15 protein-coding genes and 1 pseudogene are annotated in these 13,993 nt (G+C 40.6%); 8 read left to right on the top strand and 8 right to left on the bottom strand.

The window, feature by feature from the left end; translation table 11 throughout:
- From WAM07_RS11810 to WAM07_RS11820, 3 genes and pseudogenes are all read left to right on the top strand, one after another.
- Positions 1-203, top strand: a pseudogene (locus tag WAM07_RS11810) (transcriptional regulator); the annotation flags it as partial.
- Positions 200-325 (top strand): hypothetical protein, encoded by a 126-nt coding sequence (locus tag WAM07_RS11815; protein WP_422167095.1) that lies wholly within the window; start codon positions 200-202, stop codon positions 323-325. The pseudogene WAM07_RS11810 and the gene WAM07_RS11815, both read left to right, overlap by 4 nt.
- A 125-nt stretch (positions 326-450) precedes the next feature.
- The gene (locus tag WAM07_RS11820; protein ID WP_422167097.1) at positions 451-1,110 is read left to right on the top strand and encodes a DUF429 domain-containing protein; all 660 of its coding nucleotides are present in this window, start codon (positions 451-453) and stop codon (positions 1,108-1,110) included.
- A 28-nt stretch (positions 1,111-1,138) separates the two neighbouring features.
- Here the strand turns inward: WAM07_RS11820 and WAM07_RS11825 are convergent, their stop codons facing one another.
- The 5 genes from WAM07_RS11825 to WAM07_RS11845 form a co-directional block, all read right to left on the bottom strand.
- Complete coding sequence (locus tag WAM07_RS11825; RefSeq protein WP_422167099.1) at positions 1,139-1,642, bottom strand: DUF6933 domain-containing protein; 504 nt, start codon at positions 1,640-1,642, stop codon at positions 1,139-1,141.
- A 211-nt stretch (positions 1,643-1,853) separates the two neighbouring features.
- Complete coding sequence (treR, locus tag WAM07_RS11830) at positions 1,854-2,570, bottom strand: trehalose operon repressor (protein ID WP_422167101.1); 717 nt, start codon at positions 2,568-2,570, stop codon at positions 1,854-1,856.
- Between the two features lie 22 nt (positions 2,571-2,592).
- Complete coding sequence (gene treC, locus WAM07_RS11835) at positions 2,593-4,275, bottom strand: alpha,alpha-phosphotrehalase (protein WP_422167118.1); 1,683 nt, start codon at positions 4,273-4,275, stop codon at positions 2,593-2,595.
- Positions 4,276-4,290: 15 nt separating this feature from the next.
- Positions 4,291-5,700: a PTS system trehalose-specific EIIBC component gene (gene treP / locus WAM07_RS11840; protein WP_422167102.1), complete on the bottom strand. Its 1,410-nt coding sequence runs from the start codon at positions 5,698-5,700 to the stop codon at positions 4,291-4,293.
- A gap of 218 nt (positions 5,701-5,918) precedes the next feature.
- Entirely contained in the window at positions 5,919-6,020 is a 102-nt protein-coding gene (locus WAM07_RS11845) for a hypothetical protein (RefSeq protein WP_422167120.1), read from the bottom strand.
- Positions 6,021-6,415: 395 nt separating this feature from the next.
- On the opposite strand from WAM07_RS11845, the gene WAM07_RS11850 reads away from it, so the two are divergent.
- From WAM07_RS11850 to WAM07_RS11865, 4 genes are all read left to right on the top strand, one after another.
- A complete protein-coding gene (locus tag WAM07_RS11850) occupies positions 6,416-7,603 on the top strand; it encodes an MFS transporter (protein ID WP_422167104.1) in 1,188 nt (395 codons plus the stop codon).
- 703 nt (positions 7,604-8,306) lie between these two features.
- Positions 8,307-8,855: a cysteine hydrolase family protein gene (locus WAM07_RS11855; RefSeq protein ID WP_422167106.1), complete on the top strand. Its 549-nt coding sequence runs from the start codon at positions 8,307-8,309 to the stop codon at positions 8,853-8,855.
- A 141-nt stretch (positions 8,856-8,996) separates the two neighbouring features.
- Entirely contained in the window at positions 8,997-10,358 is a 1,362-nt protein-coding gene (locus tag WAM07_RS11860) for an MFS transporter (protein ID WP_422167107.1), read from the top strand.
- Positions 10,359-10,442: 84 nt separating this feature from the next.
- Positions 10,443-11,384 (top strand): rhodanese-related sulfurtransferase, encoded by a 942-nt coding sequence (locus tag WAM07_RS11865; RefSeq protein ID WP_422167109.1) that lies wholly within the window; start codon positions 10,443-10,445, stop codon positions 11,382-11,384.
- Positions 11,385-11,421: 37 nt separating this feature from the next.
- Here WAM07_RS11865 and WAM07_RS11870 read toward each other — a convergent pair whose 3' ends face one another.
- From WAM07_RS11870 to thiD, 3 genes are all read right to left on the bottom strand, one after another.
- A complete protein-coding gene (locus WAM07_RS11870) occupies positions 11,422-11,871 on the bottom strand; it encodes a regulatory YrvL family protein (protein WP_422167110.1) in 450 nt (149 codons plus the stop codon).
- Between the two features lie 96 nt (positions 11,872-11,967).
- Positions 11,968-12,603 carry a Type 1 glutamine amidotransferase-like domain-containing protein gene (locus tag WAM07_RS11875; RefSeq protein WP_422167112.1) on the bottom strand — a complete coding sequence of 212 codons (636 nt, stop codon included), beginning with the start codon at positions 12,601-12,603 and terminating at the stop codon, positions 11,968-11,970.
- A gap of 29 nt (positions 12,604-12,632) precedes the next feature.
- Positions 12,633-13,433: a bifunctional hydroxymethylpyrimidine kinase/phosphomethylpyrimidine kinase gene (thiD, locus tag WAM07_RS11880; RefSeq protein ID WP_422167114.1), complete on the bottom strand. Its 801-nt coding sequence runs from the start codon at positions 13,431-13,433 to the stop codon at positions 12,633-12,635.
- Between the two features lie 115 nt (positions 13,434-13,548).
- Between thiD and WAM07_RS11885 the strand changes: the two genes are divergently transcribed.
- Positions 13,549-13,893, top strand: a complete 345-nt coding sequence (locus WAM07_RS11885; RefSeq protein ID WP_422167116.1) for an MGMT family protein — start codon at positions 13,549-13,551, stop codon at positions 13,891-13,893.
- The last annotated feature ends 100 nt before the right edge of the window (positions 13,894-13,993 follow it).

A 13,993-nucleotide genomic window follows, 5' to 3' on the forward strand; every position in this document is an offset into this window, starting at 1 on the left:
GTACCAACCTATCCAAATTTCTGGAAGATACAATCATTCCATTCTTTCAAGAAAAAAAAGAGCATATTTATGTAATCCGATATGCTATGTTTTTAGCTGATATATTAGAAGAACAACGTATGTACAAAAAATCATCAACTTATCTAAGGTTAGCAATCCAATTGTTAAATAAACATTCTAATTTAGGAGGGATACTCTTATGAAGAAAATGATTGCTGTAATTGGAGTGGTAGCATTTCTAGCATCTGCCGCTGCGCCTATCTTAAGTGACAGTGCAGTAGATGCATACCCAAGACCACTAGTAGCTGAAGTTGAAGAAGTTTAAGTTTTTTGTTTTTCATTATTAATGTGTAATTAGCACCTCCCCTAATCCTATACCTATACAATTTTTCGCCTCTGCCCCTTGTGGCAGAGGTATTTTTTTAATATCTACGGAAAAGAGGTTCTAAAGTGAAAATCATCGGAATCGACCTGTCTGGACCCTCTAACCATAAAGATACAGCTGCTGTGGTTTGCCGTGAAGAACAAAATCAATTATACATAGAGGACCTTCAAACGGGATTATCGGATCAAGCCATCATCTCAATTATTTCTGAGCAAGCAAAAGAGAATAATAAGATTTATATCGGAATAGATGCTCCTTTATCCTACCAGGATGGCGGAGGTGATAGAGAAACTGATCGCGAGTTAAGAAGTTACGCGAAGCACCTCGGAGTTAAGCCAGGCTCTATTATGCCCCCAACCCTCACGAGAATGATTTACTTAACTGCAAGAGGTATGCACCTTGCCCATATGATCAAAAATTCAGTACCTGATAAGGTTGAAGTCGTGGAGGTTCATCCCGGTATAGCTCTTGCTTCCAGGTTACCTGTTGAAGACAGACCCCAGGCAGTTCTTTATAAAAAAGATGAACAAAGCAGAAAATTTGTTCATAAGTGGTTATCAGAAGTGTATTTTCAATTGGTTGACCAAGTTGAGGACTTCTCTACTCACCAATTGGATGCATGCCTGGCTGCTCTCGCCTGCTGGCATTGGTCCAGTGAAACTAAATCACCGGCATGGCATATGCCGGAGCAGCCTCCCCACCATCCCTTTCCATTTTCCTGTTAAAAAAAGCAGCACATAATGTGCTGCTTTTCTACTCTTCGAAATATCTTTGGAATGTGTAAAGAGGGGTTTGGCCTTCAAGAGCCTTGAATATCATACGATTATTCTTTTGATTAATCGTCACCGCATCAATGTCTTTATACTCTTTATTTTTTGTTTGTTGTTCGATACTCGACTTTACTTCATTCATTAACCCTAAGGTCTGACGGCTGCTCGTTTTTGTATAAACGATTTCCTGTGAAGCTTCTAACATCTTTTCAGCTATCGATTCCTCAATACCAAGTGTTTGAAACAGCTGATTCATAGATCCTTTTATTACATTATCAATATTTTCAAACTGAGGGCTTTCCAATCCAAACAACGTAAGATTTAACGCTGTGCTATTATTCATTAAGATTAAGCATTTACGCCCATTCACCTTAATAATATTAGCTTGCCATTGGTATATCTGAGGTATCTGTTCATACTCTTCTGTGCTTTCAATTGTCTTATCTATTTGACTTTGTAACTTTTTCGTAGCTCCGATAACAAACAAACCGATTCTCCTCATCTCATTAATATATGTTAATTGTAACAGTTTCTGCTGCTATTCCCTACTGGGATCACCTGTGTATTTAATAACTATTTCTTCCATAGATTTTCTTTTTCTCTACTTAGTGAGCAATATATCTCCTTGAAATACCCCTGCATTCATCGTCTTTATTATAATAGACAAAAAAGAAGAACCGCTAAACGGTTCTTCTTTTCTAAGATTTCGATCTTCTGGCAAAATCAACAAATTGAAATTTATCAGGTCTGTGCCTGGATTCAGTAAATTGAAATAACGTAGCATCAGCAAGATACACGTGGCTTCGGATTACCACTACCTGTTCATGCCCCTTTAGATCTAAATAGTTACGATCTTCCTCAGTTACTGGTTCTACAACAATTTCTTTTTTTGCAAAACTTATGGTAAGCCCCAGTTCATTTTCAATGTACTCATAGATAGAGTCCTCAGCAATCTCACTGGTCAAGCCTGGAACGATATCTTCTCGAATATAGTCCTTATCAAGAATGATTTTTTCACCATTGATCTCTCTTGCCCGGATAATCTTCCAAAGTTTATGATCTTGCGAACAGTTTAACTGCTCTCCAATTAACCCATCCGCCTGCCTTAAGGTGAGATTATGGACAAATGTTCGAAAATCCTTACCCAATTGATTAGATAACTCTTTAAAACTCGTAAGACCTGAGACAGGGAACTCAAACTTGCCATGATCCAGTACGACGGATCCTTTTCCCCTTACCTTTTGAATATAGCCATTTTGAGCAAGAAGATTTAAAGCTTTCCGAATGGTTTCTCTTGAAGTGCTAAAACGACTTGATAGTTCGTGTTCAGAGGGAAGCGTATCTCCTGGATGGATGCTGCCTCTTTGGATCTCTTCAACAAGATCATTATAAATGACTAAATATTTATTTTTCATTTTCATCACCATTCGTATTTTATCATACTTGGGTAATGTGATAGACCACTGATTCGTAAGGACGAAGTTTTACGTTCTCCAAGTTCTGACTGACATCATTATAGTTACTGATCATAACCTCTTTTTTTCCTTTAAGTTGTAAGTTTTCAGGTAAGCTGAAGGAAGTTTCAGAACCATAAAAATTATTGATCACTAAAAGACTTTCTCCATTCCATTGACGTAGATATGCAAATATCTGTTCATCTTCCGGAGTCAAGAGTTCATAGTCTCCGAATATAAGGATATCATTTTCTTTTCGAAGCTGAATCAGTTTCTGATAGTAATGGAAAATAGAGTTCTCTGTGCTCCTGGCTTTTTCAGCATTTATGGATTTGTAATTATCGGCCACGGCAATCCATGGGTTACCAGAGGTGAAACCGGCGTTCGGTTCATCATTCCATTGCACGGGTGTACGAGAATTATCCCTTGATTTTTGTTTCAAGATCTCAAGAATCTTCTCTTCGCTGACACCTTTTTCACGGAACTCTTTATACATATTTATAGATTCAACATCGCGGTACTTTTCAATGGATTCAAACCCTGGGTTTGTCATCCCGAATTCTTCTCCCTGATAAATATAAGGCGTCCCCTGCATCATATGAATAGTTGTCGCCAGCATTTTTGCTGATTCTTCCGGATAATTCACTTCATCTCCAAAGCGTGACAAAACTCTAGGCTGATCATGGTTACACCAGAATAAGGCATTCCATCCGTTTCCTTTATTCATTTCTCCCTGCCACTTAGATAGAATCTGTTTCAGCTCATGGAAATCGAAGTCAGCAACGGTCCATTTTTCACCATTTGGATAGTCTACTTTTAAATGGTGGAAATTAAATGTCATACTCAGTTCGTTACGATTAGGTGCTGTGTACTGAATACAGTGTTCAACTGTTGTAGAGGACATTTCACCTACCGTCATTAAATCATAAGGAGCGAAAACTTCCCTGTTCATTTCCTGCATGTACTCATGGACACGCGGACCATCTGTATAGTATTTACGACCATCTCCTGGCGCCACGCTACCATCATCATTCGGGAATTTCTGATCTTTGGAAATTAAATTGATGACATCGAGTCGGAATCCATCAATTCCTTTTTCTGCCCAAAAACGCATCATTTCATATAGATCTTCTCTCAGATGTTCATTTTCCCAATTTAAATCCGCTTGTGTGACATCAAATAGGTGTAAATAATACTGACCGGTCTTCTCATCATATTCCCATGCGTTGCCACCGAACTTCGATTGCCAGTTCGTAGGCGCTCCCCCATCTACTGGATCACGCCAAATGTAATAGTCACGGTAAGGATTATCGACTGATTTTTGAGATTCCTGAAACCACTGGTGGAAAGTGGATGTGTGGTTGACCACAAGATCCATGATAAGTTTCATTCCACGCTTGTGCGTTTCTTCAAGCAGTTGTTCAAAGTCCTGCATGGTTCCGTACTCATCGTGAATATCGTAATAGTCACTAATGTCATAGCCATTATCATTTTGTGGTGATTTATACATTGGGGTCAGCCACAGTACATCTACCCCTAATTCATTTAAATAATCCAGCTTCTCAATGATGCCTTGAATATCTCCGACCCCATTGCCGGTTGTATCATTAAAGCTTTTTGGATAGATCTGATAAACGACAGCTTTTTTCCACCATGGTTGTTCAATCACAGTAACGCCTCCTTACACATCTTTTTTACGTTTCGCGTATAAATACGTACCTACAAGCGGTAGAACGATAACGATAACCATCCCGATAATAAAGTCGAACCAATAATCCGATACGATGGAAAAGATACCCGGGACCCCGCCAACTCCAATTGAGTTTGCTAGTACGCCTCGAGCTGAAATATACAAACCAGCAATCGCTGAGGAAGAAATAGCGATGATAAAAGGATATTTAAACCGTAAGTTAACACCAAACAAAGCAGGCTCTGTAATACCCAGCCATGCGGACACCCCAGAAGATAAACCAAGACCTTTCAACTTCTCATCTCTTGAGGCAAGCATGATCGCAAATGCGGCAGACCCTTGAGCAATGTTGGATAGAGCAAGCATTGGCCATAAGAACGTTGTACCTGTACTTCCGATTAATTGAATATCAACGGCTAAGAAGGTATGGTGCATACCTGTAATAACAAGTACCCCGTAAAGTGCACCGTAAATAAGTCCTCCAAGAGCAGCAAAATTATCAAAAATAGATACAAGTCCGTCTGTAATAGCATTACCGATCGCAAATGTAACCGGTCCGATGAATAAGAAGGTTAAGAAACCTGTTACAAGCAAAGCAACTGGGCCGACTACTAGTAATTGAATGCTATCTGGTACACGCTTTCTCATGAAAACTTCGATCTTAGTTAATACATAGGAAGCAACCAGCACTGGTAATACTTGTCCCTGGTAACCAATTTTCTCAATTTCCCATCCGAAGAGATTCCATGTAGGAACCGTTCCTTCTTTTACGGCTTCCCCGTAAGCCCAAGCATTCAGTAATTCCGGATGAACAAGAATAAGACCCATGACTATACCTAAAATTGGACTACCACCGAATTTTTTAACAGCAGACCAGCCAATCAGCCCGGGTAAAAACGTAAAGGCCGTATTCGCTATAATGATAATCATGTTGGCAATATCTGACCACTGTGGATAAACGTCAATAACAGATTGCTCGTCCCAGAATATGCCTGGAGCTGTAAGTATATTGTTTATACCGAGCAGCAAACCAGCTGTAACAATAGCTGGAAGAATCGGAATAAAGATATCGGCTAACGTTTTAATTGCTCTTTGAAGTGGATTCATCTTTTGGGAGGAAGCTTCTTTCACTTCTTCTTTAGATGATTCCCCAATTCCCGCTAAAGCCACAAATTCTTTATAGACTTTATCTACGGTACCTTGCCCTATGACGATTTGAAATTGACCGTTAGTAGAAAAAGAACCTTTCACGGCATCAATATTGTTTAATTTTTCCTGATCGACAATACCTTCATCGTGAAGGGCTAATCGAAGTCGGGTGACACAATGAGTAGCAGCTGATAAGTTCTCTTTTCCACCTATTGCTTCCAAAATCTGCTCGGCTTGCTCTTTGTGATTCATTTTCATTCCTCCCGAGTATGGGTTATTTTTTCTTAACGCTCCTCAATGTTGCTTGAGCTACTGCAGCTTGAGTTTTACTCCCAGGCTGAACCACGTAATCATCACTGTTTGTAACAATGACAGAGGTGATTGTAATTCTTCCTCTTCCTTACCAATGTGAATAAGGTTTCTACTCCTGTTTTCGCTTTAATCCCTACCGCATGCATGGTATGGCAAACTTATACCACCTCTCCTTTCACTGAATTAAGAATCATTCCATCAGCTGGTTCGATGGCAATGCCTTCTCTCCTCATCTTTTGGGAGAACACAGGGGTCGGCACTTCTTCCAGAGCTACAACCTTGCCACTCTTGGGTGCCGCTAAGCTAATCTCCCCATTTCTTTTTATTTCCAAAAAGCTTCATGAACGTGAACCTTCCTCCAAAAATCACAAACTTGTATATACATCAATTACTTATGATTATAATTTGTATATACAAGTTTTGCAACCGTTAACAAAACATTCATAGTAGTCTTCTATCACTCTTTTATCTTTCCAAAACCTGGTGACGTAACCTTTTTAACAGGTTCATGCTAATTTTTAGTGAATAAAATTAATTTCCTTTTATATACCAGGAATTCGTGGTATATATTTAGAGTGTCGAAATAATCGTTTTTTTGGAAGAAGGGATTTCTATCCTTAGGACAAAACATCAAACACAAAAAAATTTATGGATTATGTGGTTTGCCAATTTTTTTATTGCTGGAAGTATCACAATGGTCTTGCCCTTTTTGTCTTTATATATTGATCAATTAGGAGATTTTTCAGATTCATTTGTTCAAACATGGTCTGGCTGGATCTTTGGAATTACCTTTGTGACCGCTTTTATTTTCTCTCCGATCTGGGGCCGCATTGGTGATCGGTACGGCAGAAAAAATATATTGATCATGTCTGCTGTGGGTCTTGCCGTTTCTGTCCTGCTTATGGGTTTTGTTGAAACCGTGTGGCAATTATTCTTACTAAGGTTGTTTATGGGGGTTTTCACAGGATTCATTCCAATGTCTCAAGCGCTTATTTCAACTCAGACCCCAAAAGATACAGCCGGACAAGTTCTTGGAACCCTTCAGACAGGAAGCATAACGGGAAGCTTACTTGGACCTATGCTCGGCGGATGGATTGCTGATCATATCGGATACGCCACTACATTCCAACTGGTATCAATAACCGTAGCTCTATCCGCTGTGATCGTTTTCTTAGGTATTTCAGAGGAGCGATTGGAACGAGAAGGAATAAACGAGAAAACGAGCTATAATTCAAAAGAAGTACTTTCTCACATAATGAAACACCCTGTACTTCTAATCGTTATGGTTATTTCTTTATTTGTTCAAGTAGCCCACTTCAGTATTCAGCCGATCCTCTCACTATTTGTAGGAAATTTACATGGACCTGAAAATTTAGCTCTATTCTCTGGAGTTGCCTTTTCGGCTGCTGGATTAGGTAACCTGTTGATGGCCAAACGATGGGGGAGAATATCAGATCGCAAAGGTTATATTAAAATTTTAATCTTCCTTCTTTTTATGGCAGGAATCGTTTATCTTCCCGCTGCGTTTGTAACAAATATATGGCAGTTAGTAATATTACGATTTTTGTTAGGGATATCCATTGGAGGAATTATCCCTGTCCGAACAGCATATATACGCCAGGAAGCCCCTCTTGCTATGCAGGGGGAAGTACTTGGATATAATACAAGCCTTCGTTTTTTAGGAAATATTATCGGCCCTGCTATGGGTGGTCTTTTGTCGGGAGCATTCGGGTTTTCAGCTGTATTTTTCGTCACAAGTAGTCTCCTGATTTCTTGCGGAGTTCTTTTACTGATTACAAAACAAAGACATCCAAAATCAATGACTCAAGCTGCCTCTTATTAATAGATCTGCTGTTCCTTATCCTTTAGGTTCTGTTAAATCTTCCTGTAAATCTTATAGAAAAGCTCCCTTTTCTGTAATACTCAGTTTCGAGATAACTCGGGTCCGTTGCCAAAAAACGGTGAGGGCGGCTACGGAAACAACTCGCTTTCCTACGGGGGAGCTGGCAAGCCTCCTCAGTCGTTTTCACTCCTTTTGGGGTCTCGGCTAGCTCCTTCTCCCGTGGGAGTCTCGTCGCTTCCTTCGCCGCCCAAACGATAGCTGATGAGCGGACCCTACTATAGGAGTAAGGAGCCATGCTGCATCTGCCTCAAATGCTTCTATAACAGAGTTCCTACACGTAAACACACGTGAAAACCAGTGTGGATCTCGTTCATTGGAAGGCGATTATGGAAAGATTTTCGAGCTCTCCATAAACGCAAAGGGGCGGAAGGGAATGGCGAAGACTCCTGCGGGATGAACATGATCGGTGAGATCCCGGAAGTCGAAGCCTGAGGAAGCTCACCACATGCCCGCGGAAAGCGAGCCGTTCCCTGGAGCCACTTCTCCACCCAATATCTCGAAATCGAGTCTTCAAGTATACGGTCCTATAGCTCAATAAGCTTCATTCGAAAAAATAAGCAGCCCCTTTTAGCAGAGCTATATTTAATGTGGAGAGTATTCCCGTCTGTTAATATATGTGTATAGACATATTAGGAGGGATTGGATGAAACAAGCCTTGCTCGTTATTGACTATACGAATGACTTTGTAGCGCCTGAAGGTGCGTTAACCTGCGGGGAACCTGGGCAAAAAATCGAAGGAAGCCTGACTAAATTATGTAAAGAATTCTTATCCAATGATGATTTCACGGTACTCGCGGTAGATCTCCACGAAGAAAATGATCCTTACCATCCAGAAACAAAGCTTTTCCCACCTCATAATATTCGCGGTACTGAAGGCAGACGATTATTCGGGGATCTCCATCATTTGTACGAAAGGAGTCAGTTCAAACCCAGCCTCTACTATATGGATAAAACCAGGTATAGTGCTTTCGCAGGAACAGATCTTGATATAAAACTGCGTGAAAGAGGAATTACAGATGTGCATTTATCAGGGGTCTGTACAGACATCTGTGTTCTCCACACAGCTGTTGATGCTTACAACCTTGGCTATAACCTTACAATTCATAAAGATGCTGTAGCCAGTTTTAGTCAACCAGGTCACGAATGGGCTCTTAGGCATTTTGAATCCGTATTAGGAGCCACTATTAGATAAACCTAAGACCGTCTTGGAAGTTCAAGGCGGTCTTTTTATTTTTATATTTTCAAACCGGCTCCACTATGTTTCCTATTAAAGGATGTTATGGTATAGTATTTCGAGTGTCTAATTATTTCACGAGAAAGGAAGGGACAAAGAATGAATGAGAGCCCTCGCCCTTCAAATAAACACTTCCGTACGGTGCTCATTTTAAGTGCCTCTATCCTGATAGTCGTTATGAATACCACTATGTTTAATATCGCATTACCCAATATCCTTAGAGACTTCTCTTTACAACCCTCTGAAGGGGCCTGGATTGTATCCGGATATTCTATTGTCCTTGCGATTTTTACGATTACATTCACTCGTCTTTCTGATTACATTCCCATACGAAAGCTTCTGACCATCGGCATTTTAATCTTCGGTTTATCCTCCATTCTTGGCTTCTTTGCTGATTCCTATCTCTGGCTGTTAATTGCAAGACTTTGCCAGGCTTCTGGCGCAGCAGCCATCCCCGGGTTGTCTATGGTGTTCGCCGGAAGATATATACCGATGTCACGCCGTGGAAGTGCTTATGCTCTAATTGCTTCCGCTACTTCATTAGGGTTTGGCCTTGGTCCGGTAGCGGGAGGTTTTATTACGGATTATTTAAACTGGAATTTTTTATTTATCGTCACTATTTTAGTCGTTTTCGTCATCCCTGTTCTCTATAAATATATGCCGTTAGAAACTTCTACGAAAACTAGTTTTGATGTGTTGGGCGCTTTACTATCTGGAACCAGTGCCACCTTATTTTTATTATATATATCTACCTTTAACAGTCAGTATCTTTTGGGCGGTTTGCTTTCTGCTGCTTTGCTCTGGTGGAGGATCAATAGAACAACCACGCCTTTTATACAGCCTGCGTTAGTCATGAACAGACATTATCGCCGTATTGTTTTTATGAGTTATATCGGATTCACCCTCCATTTCGCTGTTTTATTCTTAATGCCCATCATGCTTGAACAAGTATATGATCGGGGAGCAGCTGCCATTGGGTTGATTATCTTTCCAGGAGCGATGCTTTCTGCAGTGGCTGCTATTTATGTAGGCCGACTCATTGATGCTTATGGAAACATCAAAGTACTTTTCCTTGCGCACGGACTTTTACTAACCTCCGCTCTTGTCTTTTTCTTATTTGCCAAAGTAAGCCCTTATATGATTATGGTGGCTTATATGTTTACTAGTTTTGGGTTTTCAAGTCTATCTTCCAGTTCCACAAACGAAGTGTCCCGAATATTACCGAGCGAGCAAATTGGCGCAGGGATAGGATTAAAGCAGCAGGTCCATTTTATAGGCAGCGCCACTGGATCCGTGCTGGCTGGTATCTTGCTTGAGGTGAATCGTCAGCCTTATACTCCTCAGGATTTCAGCCTCCCGTTTGGTATTCTAATCGTGCTCATGCTGGCTTCAAACGTTGTCCTGATGGTCTATTCTGTTAGAATTAAGAAGTTCACGCCCGTTCAAGAAATTGACATTTGAAATTTAAGATCGAATCGAATATGATTGAGTATGGACATTTATGCTAATAACTGATATATAGATCCAATATAGGAGGAATCACTTATGAGCTCACAAGATTATCGAGTTCTGCTGTATTATAAGTATGTCGACCTTCCTGATTATGAAGAATACTGTCAAAACCACCTGAAGTTCTGTAAAGACCTTGGTCTTAAAGGACGAATTATTGTAGCTCCAGAAGGAATAAACGGGACCGTTTCCGGCACCGTGGAGCAAGTTGAGCAATATATGGACTACGTCCGCTCAGATGAACGTTTTGCAGACATCCAGTTTAAGATGGATGAACATGAAGGCCATGCCTTTAAAAAGATGCATTGCCGAGTGAAACCAGAACTTGTAAACTGGAGCATTGAAAATGATGATATTAACCCTAAAGAATTCGGTGGAAAACACGTAAAACCAAAAGAATTCTATGAACTTCTTCAAGAAGATGACACGGTGGTTATTGATGGTCGTAATGAATATGAATACCGTATCGGTCATTTCCGTAACGCGATCCGTCCAGAAGTGAATCACTCTCGCGAGTTTCCAGAATGGATTGCTGAAAACGCAGATCAGTGGAAAGATAAGCGAGTGATCACCTACTGTACAGGTGGAATTCGCTGTGAAAAGCTGACTGGAATATTGAAGAAGAATGGTGTAGAGGATGTCTATCAACTAGAAGGTGGAATTAATACGTACAGCAAGGATCCTGAAGTAAAGGGTCAGCTTTTTGATGGTAAAATGTACGTGTTTGACGAACGTATCTCTGTACCTATTAATCAGGTAGAGGAAAAAGTTGTCGCAGAGTGTGAACACTGTGGTAAACAAGAAGACCGCATGATCAATTGCAGTAACCCTGTGTGTAATAGACAATACGTTTGTTGCGAGGACTGCGAAGAGAAACATCATGCAGCATGTACAGCAGAATGTAAAGAGCATCCCGAAAACCGCTGGGATGCTGAACGTAAAAAACAAATTGATAAGTATGACAGGGTTTCTAAATAACTTGAAATCTTCGTAAAAAACTCGCCTTGACTCAAACTCAGGCGAGTTTTTTGGTTTGTTTCTTTTCATCAAATACATAATCGGCAGTAACTAGAAGGAAGGTAAAAAACCATTCTGACCACAGCACCATTGTCACTTGGGAGACAAGTTCATCTACTGTGTAAATCGTCAGCCAGGTAAATAATAAATCAACAAAAATTCGCCAGATCAAAAATACAGAAGGAGAAGGTTTACTAAATAAGCTGATCATTTTAACGATTTTAGCTGCCGCTTCAAAGAGCAATCCTAGAATAAAAATAAGCACTCCAAACAAGAGCAGTGACGAGACAGATTCATACGAAACTCCCATCAGATGAAATAGACCGACCATACCAAAGAAAAATACGCCAAATATTATGGTTATTCCAAGCAGGAGAAGTAACCCAATACTTATAAACACCGCGGATTTATCTCTTCTAAAAGAATGACGAAATCTGTGTTTTTTCATTCTTCTCCTCCCTCATAGTCCCCAGTATATCCTTTAACTTCCACCTCAGGTCATCCATAAAATGGATGACCTGAGGTGGAAGGGTTTACCTGATCTTTAGTAGTGGCTTTCTATATGGATATATCCTTCTATATCGCTAAGGCGCCCATTTTTTAAATAAACTCCTGAGTTTTCTGCAATTCCATATCCTTTGGCTACATCAGTCTTCTGCACAGCCGCTTTGAGATTTACTTCCTCTTCCCATTCAAGATAATGAGCTGAAACTACTGCACCCGATAGAAGACCTAATCCTTTTTCAAAGAGCTGAATTTCTTGAACGTTATCGTTAGGAGAAATCACACATTCTTCTGGGGAGATCAGTGCTCCCGCTGAGAATCCCGCTAAAGGTCTCCCCTCTTCAAATAAATTTCTTACTACCTCCCCAACAGATGTTTCTACAATAAATCTCCTGTATAAAACAGTGTCTCCTCCTCCTATGATAACTGCATCTGACTCTTTGAGAGCTGCTAAATCCTCTGAAGAATATTCGTTTCTTAAAGGCAGATAATAAATTTCAGAATCGGAGATACCTAAACAATCGGTGTAAAGGGGAAGGTAGTCGGCAGACCCCTCCCGCTCAATATAAAGGACAGCAATTTTGCTGCCCTCTGCTAACCTTTTAAATTCTTCTCCCAGGTTCGGTGTAAAGGGCGGCCCTGAACCAAATAAGAATAAATGAGTAGAACTCTTCAACTTTCCTCCCCCTCTTTAAATATCTGATACTAATTCTTTGTTCGGTGAGCAGCATGATAAGCAGAACCAATTCCTCGATCAAATGACAAGGCATGGACGATGGCGCTCGTTACAAATGACTTCGCTTTCCGAACAGCTTCTTCTACTGTTTTTCCTTTCGCAAGTTCAGCTGCAATGGCGGCGGAATAGGTACAGCCTGCTCCGCTTGTATGAACGGTCTTTACACGCTCTGATTCAAGCTCTACCATACTTGTACCGTCAAACAAAATATCAACTGCAGGATAATCTTTTAAAGCACCGCCTTTAACAAGAACATAATCCGGCCCAAGACTTTGCAGATCGCGCGCTAATGCCTTCATATCCTCAGGGCTTTCCGGCACAGGGGCACCTAATATCCGGGCTGCCTCCTGCAAATTCGGGGTGATAATGGTAGCCATTGGCAGCAGTTCCTTCACCAGCGTATCAATAGCTTCATCTTTTAACAGTTGCGACCCCATTTTACCTACCATGACAGGATCAACGACGATATTTCTGACTTCAGAGTAACGAATCAGTTCAGCCGAACGCTTAATAATATCTTCGGTAAACAACATCCCTGTTTTAAGAGCGTCTACCCCTACATGTTCAAGAGAAGCATACACCTGCGCTTCAATCGCTTCTAAAGACTGGGTAAAAATTCCTTGATCAGTTGTTTTATTATTAGCCACTATGGCTGTAATGGCGCTCATTCCATACACATCAAACTCTTCAAATGTCTTTAGATCAGCCTGAATTCCCGCACTTCCTTGTGACGCAGAACCTGCAATGGACAATACTCTTGGTATACTCATACTTATTTATCCCCTCTCATAATCTTATTTAAATTGTAACAAATACTTTTTTCCAGAATCTATTCATACCTTATTTTTTTACTGTAAACTTAATAACATGAGGAGGGATGAACCTATGCATATCTTTACCCAGAATGTCCTGAAGATTATTAAGCTGATACCTGAAGGAAAGGTGATGACCTACGGGCAGATAGCGCGGCTAGCCGGGAACCCTCGCGCAGCAAGACAAGTATCCAGGCTCCTTCACTCCATGAGCCAAAAACACGAACTTCCGTGGCACAGGGTAATTAATGCCCAAGGTAAAATTGCCATTCAAAATGAGGAAGCTGCAGAGAATCAGCGAATGGCACTCGAAGATGAAGGTATTCCTGTTATTAAATGGAGAATCAACTTACAGGAATTCCAAGCAAGTGACTCCGAACTCCCTAATGATTCTAATTTTCTGGAAGATCAATTATAATAAATGGTTACATATACAGTTGGAGGTTTTCTATGTTTGAAATCAAGCCCTACCCAGAATTGTCCTGGTCCCTTTCGCGTCACAAGACGATGCTGACGTG

The sequence above is a fragment of the Halobacillus sp. genome, assembly GCF_049282395.1.
GTDB lineage: Bacteria > Bacillota > Bacilli > Bacillales > Halobacillaceae > Halobacillus.